17 protein-coding genes are annotated in these 17,363 nt (G+C 71.6%); 8 read left to right on the top strand and 9 right to left on the bottom strand.

Annotated features, from left to right (window positions below):
• On the top strand, window positions 1–1,203 hold the full coding sequence (locus IPJ59_RS23495) for an inorganic phosphate transporter (protein ID WP_293273377.1): 1,203 nt from the start codon (window positions 1–3) through the stop codon (window positions 1,201–1,203).
• On the opposite strand, the gene IPJ59_RS23500 is transcribed toward IPJ59_RS23495, so the two are convergent.
• The 5 genes from IPJ59_RS23500 to IPJ59_RS23520 form a co-directional block, all read right to left on the bottom strand.
• Window positions 1,104–1,859 (bottom strand): hypothetical protein, encoded by a 756-nt coding sequence (locus tag IPJ59_RS23500; RefSeq protein WP_293273378.1) that lies wholly within the window; start codon window positions 1,857–1,859, stop codon window positions 1,104–1,106. The two genes, IPJ59_RS23495 and IPJ59_RS23500, sit on opposite strands and share 100 nt — an antisense overlap.
• A 41-nt stretch (window positions 1,860–1,900) precedes the next feature.
• A complete protein-coding gene (locus tag IPJ59_RS23505; protein WP_293273379.1) occupies window positions 1,901–2,857 on the bottom strand; it encodes a ferritin-like domain-containing protein in 957 nt (318 codons plus the stop codon).
• 50 nt (window positions 2,858–2,907) lie between these two features.
• The gene (locus IPJ59_RS23510; protein WP_293273380.1) at window positions 2,908–4,950 is read right to left on the bottom strand and encodes a hypothetical protein; all 2,043 of its coding nucleotides are present in this window, start codon (window positions 4,948–4,950) and stop codon (window positions 2,908–2,910) included.
• A gap of 209 nt (window positions 4,951–5,159) precedes the next feature.
• Window positions 5,160–5,948, bottom strand: a complete 789-nt coding sequence (locus tag IPJ59_RS23515; RefSeq protein WP_293273381.1) for a L,D-transpeptidase family protein — start codon at window positions 5,946–5,948, stop codon at window positions 5,160–5,162.
• Between the two features lie 163 nt (window positions 5,949–6,111).
• On the bottom strand, window positions 6,112–6,882 hold the full coding sequence (locus tag IPJ59_RS23520) for an alpha/beta hydrolase (protein ID WP_293250662.1): 771 nt from the start codon (window positions 6,880–6,882) through the stop codon (window positions 6,112–6,114).
• Window positions 6,883–6,976: 94 nt separating this feature from the next.
• Between IPJ59_RS23520 and IPJ59_RS23525 the strand changes: the two genes are divergently transcribed.
• From IPJ59_RS23525 to IPJ59_RS23545, 5 genes are all read left to right on the top strand, one after another.
• Window positions 6,977–7,408: a thioredoxin family protein gene (locus IPJ59_RS23525; protein ID WP_293273382.1), complete on the top strand. Its 432-nt coding sequence runs from the start codon at window positions 6,977–6,979 to the stop codon at window positions 7,406–7,408.
• A gap of 3 nt (window positions 7,409–7,411) precedes the next feature.
• Window positions 7,412–8,554, top strand: coding sequence for an acyl-CoA dehydrogenase family protein (locus IPJ59_RS23530; RefSeq protein ID WP_293250668.1), 1,143 nt, complete (start codon window positions 7,412–7,414; stop codon window positions 8,552–8,554).
• Entirely contained in the window at window positions 8,551–9,090 is a 540-nt protein-coding gene (locus IPJ59_RS23535; RefSeq protein ID WP_293250671.1) for a SurA N-terminal domain-containing protein, read from the top strand. The genes IPJ59_RS23530 and IPJ59_RS23535 overlap by 4 nt, the downstream gene beginning before the upstream one ends.
• Window positions 9,091–10,191, top strand: coding sequence for a POTRA domain-containing protein (locus IPJ59_RS23540; RefSeq protein ID WP_293273383.1), 1,101 nt, complete (start codon window positions 9,091–9,093; stop codon window positions 10,189–10,191).
• A gap of 119 nt (window positions 10,192–10,310) precedes the next feature.
• Window positions 10,311–10,712, top strand: a complete 402-nt coding sequence (locus IPJ59_RS23545; protein ID WP_293273384.1) for a hypothetical protein — start codon at window positions 10,311–10,313, stop codon at window positions 10,710–10,712.
• A gap of 51 nt (window positions 10,713–10,763) precedes the next feature.
• On the opposite strand, the gene IPJ59_RS23550 is transcribed toward IPJ59_RS23545, so the two are convergent.
• From IPJ59_RS23550 to IPJ59_RS23565, 4 genes are read right to left on the bottom strand one after another with little or no spacing between them, the layout of a single operon-like run.
• Window positions 10,764–12,626, bottom strand: coding sequence for a DUF3604 domain-containing protein (locus IPJ59_RS23550; protein ID WP_293273385.1), 1,863 nt, complete (start codon window positions 12,624–12,626; stop codon window positions 10,764–10,766).
• Window positions 12,623–13,591 (bottom strand): HupE/UreJ family protein, encoded by a 969-nt coding sequence (locus tag IPJ59_RS23555; RefSeq protein ID WP_293273386.1) that lies wholly within the window; start codon window positions 13,589–13,591, stop codon window positions 12,623–12,625. The genes IPJ59_RS23550 and IPJ59_RS23555 overlap by 4 nt, the downstream gene beginning before the upstream one ends.
• Entirely contained in the window at window positions 13,591–14,451 is an 861-nt protein-coding gene (locus IPJ59_RS23560) for a peptidylprolyl isomerase (RefSeq protein ID WP_293273387.1), read from the bottom strand. The genes IPJ59_RS23555 and IPJ59_RS23560 overlap by 1 nt, the downstream gene beginning before the upstream one ends.
• A 23-nt stretch (window positions 14,452–14,474) precedes the next feature.
• Entirely contained in the window at window positions 14,475–14,870 is a 396-nt protein-coding gene (locus tag IPJ59_RS23565; RefSeq protein WP_366524668.1) for a VOC family protein, read from the bottom strand.
• A 170-nt stretch (window positions 14,871–15,040) separates the two neighbouring features.
• On the opposite strand from IPJ59_RS23565, the gene IPJ59_RS23570 reads away from it, so the two are divergent.
• Both IPJ59_RS23570 and IPJ59_RS23575 read left to right on the top strand, forming a co-directional pair.
• Window positions 15,041–15,235, top strand: coding sequence for a hypothetical protein (locus IPJ59_RS23570; protein ID WP_293273389.1), 195 nt, complete (start codon window positions 15,041–15,043; stop codon window positions 15,233–15,235).
• Window positions 15,236–15,305: 70 nt separating this feature from the next.
• Window positions 15,306–17,327, top strand: a complete 2,022-nt coding sequence (locus IPJ59_RS23575) for an eCIS core domain-containing protein (protein WP_293273390.1) — start codon at window positions 15,306–15,308, stop codon at window positions 17,325–17,327.
• The last annotated feature ends 36 nt before the right edge of the window (window positions 17,328–17,363 follow it).

Below are 17,363 nucleotides of genomic sequence, written 5' to 3' on the forward strand. Positions count from 1 at the left end.
ATGCTCGGGCTGCTCATCGCGGTGATCATCGCCGCGCTGATCTTCGACTACATCAACGGCTTCCACGACGCGGCCAACGCGATCGCCACGGTGGTGTCGACCGGGGTGCTGCCGGTGCGCACGGCGGTGATCCTGGCCGGCATCCTCAACTTCGCGGGGGCGATGACCGGCACGGCGGTGGCCAAGACGATCGCGGCGGGCTTCGCCGACGCGGCGATCGTGACCCAGGTGGTGGTGCTGGCGGCGCTGATCGGCGCGAGCATCTGGAACCTGCTGACCTGGTGGTACGGGATCCCGTCGAGCTCGTCGCACGCGCTGATCGGCGGGCTCGCGGGCGCGGTGGTCGCTCACGCGGGGCTGTCGGCGTTCAACTGGGGCACGCTCGGCACCAAGGTGCTGATCCCGCTGATCGCCTCGCCGCTGGCCGGCTTCACGATCGCGTTCCTGTTCATGGTCGGATTGCTGTGGCTGGTCCGGCGCATGCGACCGGCGGCGGTGCAGCGCGGCTCGCGACGCTTGCAGCTGGTCTCGGCCTGCGCGATGGCCTTCTCGCACGGGTCGAACGACGCACAGAAGGCGATGGGCATCATCACCCTCGCGCTGGTGGCCTACATCGCGGCCGGGCACGCGGCGATGCCGGCGTGGATGCTGCCCGATGGCAAGGACGTGCCGCAGTGGGTGATCCTCGCCTGCGCCGCGGCGATCGGGCTCGGCACGATGGCGGGCGGCAAGCGCATCATCAAGACGATGGGCGCCAAGATCATCCGCATCACCCCGCTGCAGGGCTTCGCGGCCGAGACCGCCGGCACGGCGACGATCCTCACCGCGAGCGCCTTCGGCGTGCCGGTGTCGACGACGCACTGCATCAGCGCGTGCATCATGGGCGTCGGCGCGAGTAAGCGGCTGTCGGCGGTGCGCTGGGGCGTGGCCGGCAACATCGTGCTGGCGTGGGTGCTGACGATCCCGATGAGCGCGGGCTTCGCCTACGCGGCGCTGTACGGGCTGCGGGCGGTATTCGGCGACGCGGCCTGGGACCTCGACACTGCGACGCTGCGACGGCATGGCTGCATGGACATGCGCGACGCGGCCTTGAGGCGAGGGTGTCAGGGCGTCAGCGTGATCGGGAAGGTGCCGAGGACCTCGAAGGGCTGGGGCTCGCCGAAGGGCAGCCACTGGCCGCGCGCGACGATCCGCAGCTCGTAGGTGCCGGGCGGGAAGGGTGGGCCCTTCGGGTTGTTGGTGTCCGAGGGGCCGCTCCAGTTTTCCCCCGTCCACATGAAAGTGCCGGGGTACATGCCGGCGGCGAGGGTGATCGCGGTGCCGCCCGGTGGGCACAGGCCCTGGTCGCAGATGCAGTAGTGCTGGTCGTTGCCGAGCACTTCGGCGAACAGGATCAGGCCGCTGGGGCCGGGCTGCTCGCAGCCGCCGGCGTCGCCGGGGGATGGTGTGACCTTGTCGACGGGGTCGGCGATCGTGACAGTAAAGTCGATGCCGAGGCCGGCGGCGGCCTCGGCGAGGGTGAAGCTGCAGTCCTGCGGCGGGAACTCGATCGTGACGCCGGGCAGCGAGGTCATGCCTGCGCCCTCGCACAGCGGGTCGGCGCCGGTCTCGGCGTCGGTGGTGGCAGAGGTGCTGGTGCTCGCGGGTGCGTCGGTGGTGCTCAGATCGGTGGTCGGCGTGGCGGTGGTGGTGGGGTTGGTGGTGTCGCTCGTCGAGGCGCCGCTGGTGCTAGCGACCGTCTGGGTGGTGCTCGCGTCGGTGGTCGCGCTGGTCTCCGGGCCGGGGCCGATGGCGGGGCCGCAGGCGAGGAGCGTGGCGAGGGCGCAGGCGAGGCGGGGTCCGGGAGTGGGTAGATGCATGATGATCAGGCGGGGTCCGGGAGTGGTCGGATGCGTGGCGATCAGGCGGCGCGGGCGAGGCCAATAGCGAAGCGGGTCGCGAGGCGGCCGTCGGGCAGGGCGAGGGCGGGCGGGGCGGCGCGGGACTGGGCGCGTGCGAGGGCGGGCAGGCCGGCGATCGCGGCGCGCTGGGCCGCGACGATCTCGCTGCGCTGGTATGTGGTGACCTGTCCCAAGAACCATGTGTGTAGATCCCAGGCGAGCTGGGCGTGCCCGGCCTCGTCGGCGGCGAGGCGGGCGAAGGCGGCGCGCAGGGCCGGGGTGGCGGCGCCGCGGGCCGTGACGGCGCAGCTGAGGGCGGACCAGGCCTCGTGCACGCAGCCCTCGATCGCGTTGTCGCGGGCGGCGGCGGCGATGTCGACGGGGATGTCGTGCTGGGTCGCGGGTAGGACCGTCGCGCCGGCCTCGCGGGCGAGGGCGCCGAGGATCTCGGCGTGACTCGCCTCCTCGGCGGCGGCCTGGCGGCAGCGGGCGATCAGCGCCGCGGGGGCGCCCCAGAGCTGCAGGCGCTCGGCGAGCTGGGAGAAGGCGAGCACGGAGGCGGCCTCGAGGCGGGCGCAGTGGGCGAGGAATGTGGGCAGTCCGGCATCGGCGAGTGAATGTTCGATGTGGCCGAGGGGGCGGCGGCCGAGGCAGTAATACTCGGCGGCCTCGCCGTCGCAGGCGATGGTGCCCGCGGGGTCACCCATCGCATCGTCGGCGATGCTGAGCGTGCAACTCGTGACGATGACCTCCCAGCTGCTCTTGTCACCGCGACGGTAGAGGCTCGTGCAGACGGCGTCGCAGTCGAGCTCGGCGGGGTCGGTCGCGCCGAACTCGGTGAGCAGCTCTTTCAGCCTCGCCGCGGTGATCTGCGGGTCGAGCGTGAAGTCCTCCTGCATGGCGTCGCAGTCTCCGGTGGAGACTTCGCTGCAGCCGGCGGCGGCGAGGGTGGCGGCGACCAGCAGATGCATGCGCATCTGCCGAGCTTCGAGCAAACGCTGGCGCCGCGCAAGCGCCGGCGTCGGCTTCACTCCGGGTCGCAGGGGCCGTCGCAGAACGACTCGATCGTGCCGGTGCGCAGGAACTGATCGAGCGACTTCTGGGCGCTGGCGAGCTTGCGGACCTTGCCGTGCGGGTCCTCGCCGTCGTCGGGCGGGATGTTCTGGGTGGGCTCGGGGGCGAGGCCGAAGTCGTACTCGATCATGGCCGAGCCCTGCAGCGGGCCCATGAGCTCGTCGAGGCCCCAGATCGTGCGGTTGCTCGGGGCGAGGTTGGGGACGCCGCCGATCGTGCGGGCGAGGATGTGGGCGCCGAGGGTGCTGACCTGATGATCGCCGATCGCCACCTCGATCAGGACCTCGTGGGCTGGCGTGCCGGGCAGGTTGTTGGTGCGGACATACGGCGCGTAGCCGGCGGGTTCGGTGCGGTCCCACAGCATCTGGTACAGGCCGAGCACCAGCTGGAGGTCGATCGGGTCGGGGAAGGCGTTCTTGAGCAGGACGAAGAACTCGTCGAAGTCCTTGCTGCGGTTGAGCAGCAGGCTGTACGGCATGCCGGGCACGCCGAGCATGCCGCGTTCGACGTCGGTGGTGAGGGCCATGTAGGTGGTGCCGAAGATGCCGCCCTGGCTGTTACCGTGGTAGTAGCGCTCGTCGCTCTTGATCATCGGGCCGTTCTTGGCCTGGAGGTCGGGGTGCTTGGCGAGGCCGCCGGTGACGAGGCGCATGGCGAGCAGGCTGTTGAGGATGCCCTGCTGGCCGCGGTCGACGACGGTGATGAAGTCGTTGAGGCGACCCTTGTCGACGAGGTCGGCGATATGCAGGTAGTCGCTCTCGGCCATGCCGATCCAGTCGACGGCGAAGAGGGCGTAGTTGTATTGGTTGGCGAAGGCGACCCGGTAGTCGTACTGGATCTCCTCGCCGCCGGAGCCGAGCAGGCCGTGGCCATATTGCAGGGCGGCGGCGGGGGCCATGCGCGCGCTGGCGGGGATGACGACGGTGAACACGAACTCGGCGGTGCCGTTCTGGGTCGGGAGGCCGTCCTTGCCGAGCACGAGGTGGGCGGGCTGGTCGGGCTGATCGAGGTAGCTCGGCACCGTCATCATGCCCTCGACGATCAGGGCGATCTCGGGGCTCGGGTCGGCGGTGAGCTTGGTGATCTCGAAGGCGGGGCCGTCGGGGCCGACCATGGCGAGGCCCTCGTCGCGCATCTTGAGCATGCCGGCGGTGTTGTGCTCGCGGCTGGCGGTGGTGAAGTCCCAGGCGAGCTGGAGGTCGTCGCGGCCGACCCCGATCTTGCCGAGGCGCTTGAAGATGTCGGCGTAGAGCGGACGGCGGGCGTCGACGGAGGGCTCGTCGCTGAGGGGCTGGAGGTCGCGCAGGGCCTGGAAGGCGGGCGAGGGGGCGAGCGGCTCGCCGGCGGCGTCGACGACCCCGCGGATCGCGACGATGTAGCGGGTGGCGTCCTTCAGGCGGATGACCGGGCGGATCACGAAGGTGCGGCGGGCGTCGTCGGCGTGCGAGGCGTCGAGCTCGGCGTAGTGGGGCACGCGCTCGCCGGTGGCGGCGTCGATGAGCACGGTCGGCGAGTCGCCGGCGAGCGAGTCGGCGATATGCAGCGGATCGGGCAGGCCGGTGATCGTGGCGCCGGGGAGGTGGGCCATCATAGCGAGGCCGGGCGAGAAGCCGTCGGCCTTGTTCCACACGTCGGGCGGGCCGCTGGCGTTCTTGCGGCCGTCGGGGATCAGGGTGTCGCTGAGGGCCAGGCGGCGGCCGGTCGGGCTGGCTGCGTCGGCGGCGGTGAACACGTTGGAGGGGAAGGGGAAGGCGCAGTAGCTGGGGACTAACGGGTCGCAGTCGAGGGTGGGCCACTCCTGGGCCGGCGGTGGCTCGTCGATCGGCGGCTCGCCGGTGGTGTCGCCGGTGGTCGGTGTGCCGGTGTCGCTGGCGCTGTCGCTGGCGCCGGTGCTGCCGGCGGTCGTGCTGAGGTCGGTGCCGCCCGGGTTCAGGCAGGCGGTGAGCGTGACGCCGCCGAGCAGCGCGCAGGAGAGGGACAGGGGCGAACGAGACACGGCGCGAGGATAAACCAGCGGGGTGTGTGCCGACCACTCGCGGGCTCGCGGCTGCGGCGTGCAGACGGGTGCACGGGTGAGGCGCGGCGGCTCAGCTGCGGGCGCGGAGGGACGAGCTTGCGGCGGGGCTCAGCGGCGGGGCGTGGTGACTTAGCTGCGGGTGCGCGGAGGGACGAGCTTGCCGTGTGGCAGCGGGGCTCAGCGGCGGCTCAGCTGCGGGTGCGCGGACGGACGAGAGTGTAGCTGCCGTCGCGGTTGGCCCGCACGACCGGCGGGGTGCCGGTGTCGGTGAAGGCGTCGTAGCCGGGGCGCAGGCCGGCCCAGAAGTCGGCGAGGTCGGGGCGCGTGGCGGCGAGGGTGGCGAGCTGATCCTGACAGCTCTGCTCGTCGAGGCGACAGGGGAAGATGTGGATCGGGATCGTCTGCTGGCCGGCGTCGCGGGCCATCATCGCGGCGAGGTAGAGATCCTCGATCGGGCCGTCCTGCAGCGGGAGGCAGCCGATCGTCACGCAATTGCCGTGGACCATGATCGCGTTGCCGGGCGCGTGGCCGCGGCTGTGAAAGCGGTCGGCTGCGTTGGGGTAACTGACCCCCAGCGACAGGTGGAAGTCGCTGACGGGGTTGAAGAGGCTGACATGATAGAAGCCCTCGGGGACCTGGAGGTCGCCCATTCGACGCTTGGGACCGAGCGCTCCGCTGGCGGCGCAGACCTCGAAGCTGCGGACCAGGACCCAGGCCTCGTCCGGCTTCGCGGTGGCGGCCCACAGCTCGACCTGGCCCTCGGTCTTGAAGCCGCGAATGTACACACCGCGCGGGGGCCAGGCGGCCCCGACGTCGCGGAAGCTGGTCTCGACGGCGGCGAGGCGGTCGGCGGCGGCGGCCTTGACCCGCGGATAGCGGCGCTGCTTCGCGGCGAAGTCGCCAGCGTCGGCGGAGGTCGCGGGTGCGGCGAGTCCGAGGAGCGCGGCGAGCAGGGCGAGGCGAGGCAGACGCGACATGCCGGCTGCAACGCGGCGGCGAGCTCGACGGTCTCACGTGGTCGATCGCACGGGCGCGGATGCGAGGGCTCGCGGGCTCGCGTGGCTGTTGGCCTCGACGTTTTAGGCCCGGGTCGTGGCGCGTGGCGATGTGTGGGCAATCGTGATTGCCCACACCGAGGTTTCAGGCGGCGCGCTCGCGGGCGTGGTCGGGTGAGAACAGGAACTCGAGCGCGGCCGGGGCGCGGCGGCGCCAGCAGGCTTCGCCGTGGCGACCCTGCGGGTCGGGGCGCCACAGCAGGTCGTGCGCGCCGTGGCCACGGCGGTGGAGCTCGTCGGCGAGGCGGGCCGCGTCGCGCAGCATGCGGGGCTCCTTGGCGCCGGCGTCGAGGTAGATCCGCGTGGTCCACGGGCGGCCGTGCTTGCCGAGCTCGCGGAACATCTTGCCGCGCGCGAGCCACAGCGACGGCGACATCACCAGCGCCGCGCCGAACAGATCCGGGTGGCGGTGGTGCGTGTGCAGGGCCGCGAGGCCGCCGAGCGAGGCGCCGCCGATCGCGGTGCCGGCGAGGTCGCTGCGCACGGGGTAGTCGAGCTGGATCCGCGGCATGAGGGTCTTGCGCATCCAGGTGATCAGGCGCGGCAGCTGGCCGCGGCTCATGCGGCAGCGAAATGGGGAGAGCTCGTCGATGCGGCGCGGGCCGCCGTGATCGATGCCGACGATGACCGGCATGGTGCGACCGCGGGCGGCCAGGGCGGCGGCGGTCTCGTGCAGGTGCCAGCCGCCGCAGAACGAGGGGCCGTCGTCGAAGATGTTCTGCCCGTCGAACATGTAGAGCACCGGCAGGCGGGCGCCGGGCGCCAGGGGCCGCGGCACATACACGCGGACGCGGCGCTCGCCGGTCAGCCACGGCACCTTGAAGGGGCCGAGTGTGTCGAGGGCGTGGGCGGTCATGGCTGCGAGGGTTTAAGGCCGATCGTGCGGGACGCAAGGCTGGCGCGCCCGGGGGCCTTGTCAGCGGCGCGGCGCGGGCATAGCGTGCTCCCGCATGGCCGACAAGCTGCACCTGCGTTGCGCCGCCTGCGGGGCGATCAACCGCATCCCGGCCGAACGCCTGCGCGAGGGGCCGAAGTGCGGCCGCTGCAGCGGCCGGCTCTCGGCCCATCCGGCGGAGGTCGATGACGCGGCGCTGCAGCGGCTGATCGAGTCGTCGCCGGTGCCGGTGCTGGTCGACTTCTGGGCGCCGTGGTGCGGGCCGTGTCGCCAGCTCGCGCCGCACGTGGAGGCGCTGGCGCTGCGCCACGCGGGGGCGCTGATCGTGGTCAAGCTCAACACGGAGGAGCACCAGGGCTTCGCGCGTGCGCTCGACGTGCGCGGGATCCCCCTGCTCTGTGTATACAAGGATGGCGGGCTGGTCCGCCGCCAGACTGGCGCGGTGTTCGGCGCCGATCTGGAGAACGTCGTCGCGCCGTATCTCTGAGCCATGAAACGCACCCTCTTCTCCCCCGAGCACGAGATCTTCCGCCAGAGCGTCCGCGCCTTCTTCGCCCGCGAGGTGGTGCCGCACCAGGAGCGCTGGGCCGAGGCGGGGATCGTCGACCGCGAGGTGTGGCGCAAGGCCGGCGCGGCCGGGCTGCTGTGCCCGTGGCTGCCCGAGCAGGACGGCGGCCCGGGCGGTGACTTCCTGCACTCGCTGGTGATCATGGAGGAGCAGGCGCGGGTCTACGAGTCGGGCCTTGCGATCTCGCTGCACAGCGACGTCGTGGTGCCGTACCTGGCGAGCTTCGGCAGCGAGTCGCTGAAGCGGCGCTACCTGCCGGGCTGTGTGTCGGGTGACATCGTGACGGCGATCGCCATGACCGAGCCAGGCACCGGCTCCGACCTGGCCGCGATCGCGACCACGGCGCGCCGCGACGGCGATCACTATGTGCTCAACGGCGCCAAGACCTTCATCACCAACGGGATCCTCTGCGATCTATGCGTGGTGGCGGCGCGCAGTGAGTCCGGGGATAACCCGCACCAGAACCTCTCGCTGTTCGCGGTGGAGGCGGGCACGCCGGGCTTCCACAAGGGCAAGAAGCTGAAGAAGATGGGCATGGCGTCGCAGGACACCTCGGAGCTGGCCTTCGAGGACTGCCGGGTGCCGGCCGACAACATGCTCGGCCCGCCCGGCGGTGGTTTCTTGATGCTGATGCAGAAGCTGCAGCAGGAGCGCCTGGTGGTCGCGGCGGGCTCGCAGGCGGCCGCGGAGGTGGTCCTCGCGGACGCGCTGAAGTACGTGCAGGACCGCAAGGCCTTCGGCAAGCCGATCGCCAAGTTCCAGAACACGCAGTTCAAGCTGGCCGAGTGCGCGACCGAGGTGGAGATCGGGCGCGTGTTCCTCGACCGCCTGGTCGAGGAGCACATGCGCGGCGAATACCTGGTGAAGGAGTGCTCGATGGCCAAGCTGTGGCACACCGAGATGGTGGGGCGGGTGGTCGACACCTGCCTGCAGTTCTACGGCGGGTATGGCTATATGCTCGAGTACCCGATTGCGCGCGCCTACATGGACGCGCGGGTGCAGCGGATCTACGCGGGCACCAACGAGATCATGAAGATCATCATCGCCAAGCAGATGGGGCTGTGATCCAGGCGCTGACGCTGGCGCTGCTGCTGGCGGCGCCGGCCTTTGAGGGGGTGGCGCCGATCGACGGGATCGCGGCGATCGTCGATGACGCGCTGATCTTCCGCAGCGAGGTGATCGCGCGCGCCCGGCCGCAGCTGACCCAGCACGCGGACGCGGGCCCGGCGGAGCGCGAGGCGCTGGAGCGGGAGGTCCTCGCGCAGATGATCGAGGAGGCGCTCATCGCCGCCGACGCGGCGCGCCTGCACATCGCCGTGACCGAGGCCGAGCTCGCCGGGGCGCTGGCGATGGTCCGCGACATGAATGGGATCGACAGCGCCGGGCTCGAGGCGCAGATCCGACGAGCGGGCATGAGCTACGAGGAATACGAGGCGCAGCTGCGAAGCTATCTCCTCGAGCAGAAGTGGTTGATCAGCCACACGGAGGCGATGGACCCCTATCTCTTTCCGGACGAGGCGAGCCATACTGCCGCGTATGCCGCGCAGCGGCGGATCCTGGTCGAGGCGCTGCGCAGTCGGGCGTTCATCGAGGTCCGCTGAATGCGGGGGTACACGGGGCTGCTGTCGGCGTGCCTGGGCCTGCTGGCCTGCCGTGGCCCGCTGATCCCGCCGAAGGCGGCGCCGCCGGTGTCGACGCAGGTTCCCTGTCCTGAAGCGCTCGCAGAGGCCACAGTTGCTCCGCCGGACGGGTTTTGGGGGACGGCGATCGCCAGGGTGTGTGTGCTCGGGGTCAGCCTCGAGTCGCGCGCGAGCGCCGAGCGCTCGCTGCAGGTGCAGGCGGGTGAGCCGCTCGACCCGACGCGGGTGCGCGAGGATCTGGCGCTGCTGTACGGGCTCGGCCGCTTCGACGATGTCGCGGCGTATGGGCAAGCGACGGCGCGCGGGCTGCTGTTGTTATATGCAGTGCGCGAGCGGCCGCGTCTGCGTGAGGTCGTGTTTGTGGGCGACGATCGGGGCGTGGCCGCGGAGCTCGTCGCCAATTCGTTGAACCCGGACGCTCCCCTCGATATCCGCCGGGTCCATGCGATCACCCGCCTGGTGCGCGAGGAGTACGTGAATCAGGGGCACAGCGAATGTCGAGTGGATCACGCCGCCCTGGCGCTGCCGACCGGCGATGTGCGCCTGCGGATCACGGTCGACGCGGGGCCGCAGCGGCGCGTCGCCGCCGTGAACTTTCGCGGGCAGGGCAAGGCGCTGGAGGCGGAGCGCCGCGAGGTCCACAGCCTGCTCGCGGGTCGCCCCCTGGTCCGGGCGCGGGCCCGGGAGGCGTGCGAGCGCCTGCTCGCGGCGTATCGCTCGCGTGGCATGCTCGACGCGCGGGTGATGGTCGAGGAGGGGGGCGCGGCCGACGGCGCGCTGCCGCTGACCTTCGTCATCGACGAGGGCCGGGTGTATACGTTTGCGGCGCTGCACACGACCGGGATCGCGGCGGCGATCGAGGCGCAGCTGCTCGCCGAGGTGGTGCAGGCGCGGGCGGGCCAGGCGTATGCCCGCAGCGCGGTCGCCGACGACGTGGCGCGCCTGAAACTGTACTACGAGGCCCGCGGGGAGCGCGTCGAGGTGACCCCGCGGACGGTGCGCGACGCGGCGAGGGCGACGATCGAGCTGTCGTTCGCGGTGGAGAAACACCCGGATCGCTGACCACGGGGGATGCTGGCTCGCTGAGCGGCCCAAAGCGAGCGCTGGCGCGGTGCAGCCTTTGCCGGCCGCGCCGCTTGCCGGCTCGGCGCATCCGTGGCCCAATCGATGGGGGATTCTCCATGATGCACCGACGACTGCTCGCAATCTTCTGCCTCGGCTTCGCCAGCGCCGGGGGCCCGGCGCCTTGCGTCGACAACCCCTACGCCGTCGCCGCGAGCGAGCTTTATGGCACGTGGAAGACGCCGGTCGTCGACAGCTGGCAGGGGCAGGTGAGCTTCGAGGCTCCGGACAAGGCGCACACGCTGGCCAACTGCTTCAACCCCCAGGGAGATCCGGTCAGCTGCGGGAACTCGTCGATCGGCGGCGACGCGACCTTCGTCATCACGGGTAACTCGGTCGCACTGACGATCGATCCGTCGACGGTCGGCCCGCTGCTCTCCGATCAATACTCGGTGTTCAAGAACTCGTGCACGAACCTCGTGACGCTGCGCGATGGCAGCGGCGGCACCTACACGAAATAGCGTGACGCCATGCGCTCGGCTTGACCCGGCGCGACCCGGGCATCGCCGGGATCAGCTCGGGTCGACCCAGATCGGGCTGGTCCAGGCTCGCTCCTCAATGGTTCGCGGCAAGCTTGGATCGTCGCAGATCGGCGGGCGCTCGCTCGCCGGGAGGCCCAGGCAATCGCGCCAGCTCCAGCGACAGGTCGGGTTCTCGAGCACGCGCGCATAATAGAAGGTCGGTGACGCGGGGTCGTAGTTCGGGTCGGTCCACAGGTTGCACAGCGCGTCGGCGCCGGCGCCCTTGGGCTCGCAGGTCATCTCGTCGACGCTGCCCGGCTCGGCGGCGCTGGCGACGTCGAATACGGCGATGTGGCCGTCGCCGGTGGCGTCGAGCCAGCCCTTGATGATCTGCACGCGGGCGAGGCCGGTGCCCGGCTGCTCGGGGGTGCCGACGTCGCGCTGGGCGGCGACGACGATCTGCGGGGCGGCGCCTTGCGGGCGCTCGCCGAGCACGCCGCCCATGGGCACGCCGCGCGGGTCGGCGACCTCGACGAGGTCGGCGCGCTCGCACAGATCCGCGGGGAAGTCCCAGCCGGCGAACATACGCACGGCGATCCGCGGGCCGCTGGTGCCGTAGACCTCGCGGCGGCGCAATGCGTCGAAGATCGCCTCGCGGCTGTTCTCCTCGGCCCACACGGCGACCAGGCCGCCGCCGCTGTTGCGCGGGCCGGCGGGGATCGCCGCGGTCAGGCGCGCGACCGGGTCGCTCTCGAGGTTGCCGAAGTGTCCGCTGTAATTGACCTCCTCGACCTTGCCGGGGGTGCCATTGTGGGTATCGGTGCTGGCGATCACGCCGAGTCGATAGGGGTTGACGCCGAGCTTGGCCTGCTCCTGCATGCCCTTGAGCAGGACGCCGCGCAGGAAGTCGAGCCGCGACACGCAGCCGCGGGCGACGATCCCCATGCTGCCAGCGGCCTCGCCGCAGTCCTCGACGGCGCCGGTGCGCAGCTTCTCGAAGTCACACAGCTCGTCGGGCTCGCCGAGGCCGCTGATGCCGTTCATGCACTCCGAGTCGCCCTTATGTTGATAGACCTCGAGCAATGGCTCGAGGTCGGCGCGCAGCTGGGCGAGGGTCGCCGGGTCGCTGCCGGCGGGGGTCTCGGGTACGAACATATTGCCGTTGCTCCAATTGCTGTTGTGCGGGATCGCCAGCACGTCGCAGCCGGGCAGGCCCTCGCGGCATTCGGACTGGAGGCGGGTCCACAGCTCGAAGGCGGTCGGCGCCTCGAAGTGGCTGATCGGGGCGGCGGGCACGTTGCGAGTGCGGAAGATGACATTGCGGTGGAGGTTGGCGAGCTCGCGGGCGCCCGACCATTCGTAGGCGATCAGGCTGGTGAATTCGCAGGCGGCGCTGCGGTCGTAGGCCTGCTCGCCGGCGTCCTGGACGCGCTGCCACACGGCGGCGGCGCGGGCCGGGCAGTCGATGCCGCCGGGGCCGCAGAGGTCGTCGAAGCGCTTGGGGGTCTCGGTGTTGAGGCCGAGCCCGAACTGGACCAGCGCGCTCTGCTCGGCGGCGCGGAAGCCCACGCAGCGGTCGGTGTCGTAGATCGCGGAGCCGGGCGTGGTGCAGCCCTCGACCTCGGCGAGGTACTCGGCGTGGTCGGTGACGGCCGCGAAGTCGAGCGGCCGCGGGAGGCGCTCGCCGGCGACGGTCTCCCCGCGGGCGAAGCGATAGGCGCCGGCGGGGTCGGTGCGCACGTCGGAGATCCACGCGTCGAAGGAATATGCGGTGTGCACGTGGAGGTCGCCGAAGTAGAGGTTGCGCCGGGGATTGTGGTCCGCGCAGGGCTCGCGTGGATCGTCGTAGTGGCGCGGGGGCTCGCTGTTGCAGGCCAGCAGGAGGGCGAGGGGGAGGAATGCGAGGCGGGTCATACGGGGTTCCCGAGGGCGAGCAGGCGCAGGACGGTCCAGGTGGTGGCGAGTCCGCCGATGAGATATGCGGTGAGCAGCCGCAGCGGCGCGCGCGGGGCCAGGCGCAGCAGCGCGGCGGCGACGAGGCCGACGAGCATGAGGGCGACGACCTGACCGAGCTCGACGCCGAGGTTGAACGCCGCGAGGGGGCCGACGACGGCGTCGGGCGGGAGGCCGATGTCGGCGAGGGCGCCGGCGAAGCCGAGCCCGTGGAGCAGGCCGCAGGCGCCGGCGAAGCGCCAGGGTGTCCTTTGGGACAGGTCGCCGCGGACGATCGCGCGGGCCAGGAGCACCAGCGAGACGGCGATGCAGGCCTCGACCGGCGGCTGAGGCAGGCGGACCAGCGAGAGGGCCGCGAGCGCGAGGGTGAGGCTGTGCGCCGCTGTGAAGGCGGTGAGGGTGGCGAGCAGCGGGCCGAGACCGCGGACCCACAGCGCGAGGCCGACGACGAAGAGGAGGTGGTCGGGGCCGCCGAGGATGTGCTGGACCCCGAGGCGGAGGTAGCCGGCGAGCCCGGTGTGGTTCGGCGTCAGCGGCAGCGAGGGCGCGTCGTGGTGCAGCAGCTGGGTGCGGGCGGGCTGCCCGGGCTGGCGCAGGTGGGCGACGAGCTCGAGCTCCGGTGAGAGGTCGTGCACGGTCACCGCGCCGCGCAGGGCGGCGGGCGAGCAGGTCGCGCGCTGGGTCGGCGCGGCGCGGACGATCTCGCAGCCGACGGGGAGCTCGAGGCGTGGGCGCGGCGCGTCCGGTGGGAGCTCGAGGCGCAGCTCGAGGGCGCCGTCCGGGTCGATGTCGACGAGCAAGACGCCGGCACGAAACTCGTGGGCGTGGGCCGGCGCGGCGAGCAGGAGCAGCGCGGGGGTGATGGCGAGGACCAGCGAGGCCCCGCGACGGCGCGGGCGGTGCGGATTGCGGGCGTAGCGATGCATCAGCGCTCGCGCTCCGCGAGGGCGCTCGCCACCTCGGCCGGGAGCTCGTGGAGCGACGCGGGGAAGCGGGCCCGCAGCTCGCGGATGGCGGCCTGGCTGCTGGCGTCACGGCGGGCGGCCTCCCAGTCGGCGCGCAGGCGCGGGCGGAGGGTGGCGAGTTCGGGCAGGCTCGGGGCGCGCACGGCATCGACGCGGACGACGTGCCAGCCGAGGGTTGACGGGGCGATCGACCATGTCCCCGGGGTCATGTCCGAAAGTGCAGCCGCGAAGGACTCGCCGAGGATGCCCGCGTAGGCGGCGGCGGTGCGCTCACCGAAGCGCTGGCCGTGGACACAGAGGTCGCCGAGGCCGACCGGGTCCGCGCCGGCGAGCAGGCGCTGCTGCAGCGCTTGCGCGGCTGCCCGCGGGTCCAGATGTCGATCGCGTGCGGCGAGCACCTGGGTCAGGGCGTAACGGGCCGGGAGGGAGTAGCGCGCGGGGTCAGCGTCGCGGACCGCGAGCAACGCGGCGTCGTCGGGCTCGCCCTGTTCCGCGAGATCCTCGTGCACGAAGCGGAGCTTCTGGATCAGGCGGCGGCGCACGATCGGGTCGTCCCGGTCGAGGCCCAGCGCGAGCGCCTCGCGATACAGGCGCTCCTCGTCGAGCTCGACCTGCAGCGCCTCCGCGAGCTCGGCGGGCGTCGCCACGCGGCCGAGGCGGCGCGCCAGCGCGTTGCCGGTCGCCTGCACCCTGGCTCCGTCGACCGCGAGCGGCTCGCCGCGTTCGCAGGTCAGCGCCGCGTGCACGGCGAAGAACAACAGCCCGAGGGCCGCGAAGTGGACCAGGGGTTCGGAGAGCACACGCCGCGGCACGCGGCGCATGATGGCACCGCGCGGGGCCGCGCTCAAGCGACGGGCGCGTGGTAGACGGCCTCGATGTTGTGGCCGTCGGGGTCGAGGATGAAGCCGCCGTAGTAATTGGCGTGGTAGGCCGGCCGCGGCCCGGGCGCGCCGAAGTCGCGGCCACCGGCGGCCAGGGCTGCGCGGTGGAATGCATCGACCTCGTCGCGGCTGCGGGCCGCGAAGGCGAGGTGGATCGGGGTGATGACAGCCCATTGTTCGCTGGTGTGGAAGCTCGACGGGCGGCCGCCGATCCACAGGTCGGGCTTGGGTCCGCGGCCGAAGCCGCAGGCCTCGCCGTACTCCATCACCAGGGTGATGCCGAGCGGGGCGAGGGCCTGCTGGTAGAAGGCCTTGCTGCGGGCGTAGTCGCGGACATTCAGGGTGAGGTGGTCGAGGATGCTCATTCGGGGGACGCTACACGATATTGCGCGATTACGCACGCGGCAGGCGAGGCCGGGGTGGCGCGTCACGATCACCGGGACGCGGGGGACGCCCCTGCGATCGGCGCTCGGGCGCGGTCGCGAGCTTGCCGGAGTTTCGGGCAGGTCACGGTGTATGCCGTCAGCCCGTGGTTCGGGATGGCTCGATCATCTACATCAGCCGCGGGATCTTGATGCACGAGGTCGCGGCCATGGACAGTCCGCTCTCTGGCCACGAGCGCCATCCTGGCCGCGTGCGGCTGGTCTTTCGGCGCCTGGCCGGCTTCGGTCGCACCTGGGTCGCGGACGTGGACGCGCGCACGGGGGCCGTGCGGATGCAGTGAGCGCGCTCGTGCCCGGTGCTCGCTGACAATGCCATTGTGATAGCCTCGGGTGGTTCGCAGGGAGGTGGCGATGGCGAAGGAACCAAGGGCGACGGCATTGGCGATGACGGGCCCGGCGCGGCAGGAGGAGCCCGAGTTGGCTGGGTCGCCGACGGCGATCCAGCGGCTGCACCAGAGCATCGGCAACGACGCCGTCCAGCGCGCCTTGCATCGCCCCGGCGGCGACGACACGCTCGCCGGCCGCATCCGGGCTCGCCTCGGCGCGGGTGGTCGGCTGGCCACGGATGTCCAGCAGCGCCTCGAGCACGGCCTCGGCGGCGGGCTCGACCATGTCCGCGTCCACACCGACGGCGCGGCCGATCGTCTCGCCCGGTCGTTGGCGGCCCGCGCCTTCACCACGGGCAGCGATATCTTCTTCCGCGCCGGTAGTTACGATCCGGGCACGCCCGCGGGGCTCCACGTGCTCGCGCACGAGGCCAGCCACACCTTGCAGCAGGCACGCGGTTCGGTCGACGGCAAGCAGGTCGGCGGCGGCGTGCGGGTCAGCGACCCCGGAGACCGCTTTGAACGGGCCGCCGACCTCGCCGCGCGGCGTGTCGTCGCCGGCGAGGTGGCCCCGCTCGCCGTGCCCGCCGCGGTTCGCAGCCGGGCCCCGGTGGTCCAGCGCCTCGCCGATCTGCATGGTCACGGTTGCGGCTGTCAGGGCTGCGGCGGTCTGGTCGTCCAGCGCTTCCCCGCGATGAACGACCTCTCGCCCGAGCTGTGGACGAGCGAGTCCTATGTATACGGCAGCAAGCGTTCGACGGAGTTCGTCGTCATCGACGCGGCGGTGGCCCAGTGGGACGAGGTGCGGGGTGTGCCCGGCAAGTTCGCTGAGCGTGTCAGGGCCCTCGAGGCGATCGTGGCAGCGATCGACGACTGGCGGGACGCGCGTGGCCTGCGAGCGACCTCGAAGTGGTGGACGACCAGCACCCGCGAGACCGCGGCGGACACCCTCGAGACGAGCGCGCGGGCCCTGCTGCACGACGAGCGCGCGCGGCTTCGGGACCAGGAGCTGCGCGTGGCGCGGGGCCGTGAGCGGCGCGCCGTCGGCGTCGCCATGGACCCGCGTTTTGCCGACTATGCCAAGCGCACAGTCGAGGACGACCGCTGGGAGGATGTCGACGAGGGCAGCATCCTCGATTGGCTCAGCAGGCCGCGCGGCCCGGCTGGCGAGCTAAGCGACGAGGCCGTGGGCGGGATCAACGCCGTCGCCGCCGACGACATCGCCAAGATCATCGCGCAGAGCGAGGATTCGGGCATCGAGGACTCCGAGCTCGACGCCGCCGGCCTCGCCAAGCTGGCCGAGAAGTACCGCAACGAGGTCACGGGCACCAGCAGCTTCCCCGAGCTGGAGAACGCCTACGCGCCCAACGACGAGGCCGATGAGGTGGTCACCGAGTCGCTCGACCTCGCGGGCGTGTCCTGGCCTGTCACGTACAACCCCAGTGACGTCCACCTCGAGACCAAGCTGGCCGCGGTCCGCTCGGCGATCGAGAAGATCACGGCCCGCGGCTTTCGTCCGCCGGTGTTGCGCCTGCACCTCCCGAAATTTGGCCGCACGCTCAGCGTCGGTGGGGAGTGCACGGTCAAGGACAAGACCGAGCGCGCCGTCTTTCACGCCCCCGACTTTCTCCACATCAGCTCGAATGCCCTCGGCCTGCCCTTGCTCGACCCCGTCCGCTGGAAGGCCGCCGACACCGGTCTCAACAACGGCTACAAGTACTCCTCGACCGTCCTCGATCCCAGCGGCGTGGCGACGATGATCCATGAGATGGGCCACGCCTTCCATTACGCCAATTCGCCCGAGCGCTTCCACGGCCTGTTCTTCACGGCATTGAAAGACGACACGCAGCGCGCGGCCGTCTGCGGTCAGGTCAGCGAGTACGGCGCGGGCAACCCGCGGGAATTCGTCGCCGAGGTGTTCCTCGGCCTCGTGTACGGGCGCAGCTACAGCGACGAGATCATGACGATGTACGTCGCATTCGGCGGTGCGCTGCCGCCTGAGCTGGCCAGAGAATTCAGCGAACGGCGGGACTCGATCCCCCTGTGAGGGCGTGGTGCCGGATACCCGGCCGCCCGCGATATC

It is taken from the genome of Nannocystis sp. (assembly GCF_016714285.1).
Lineage (GTDB): Bacteria > Myxococcota_A > Polyangia > Nannocystales > Nannocystaceae > Nannocystis.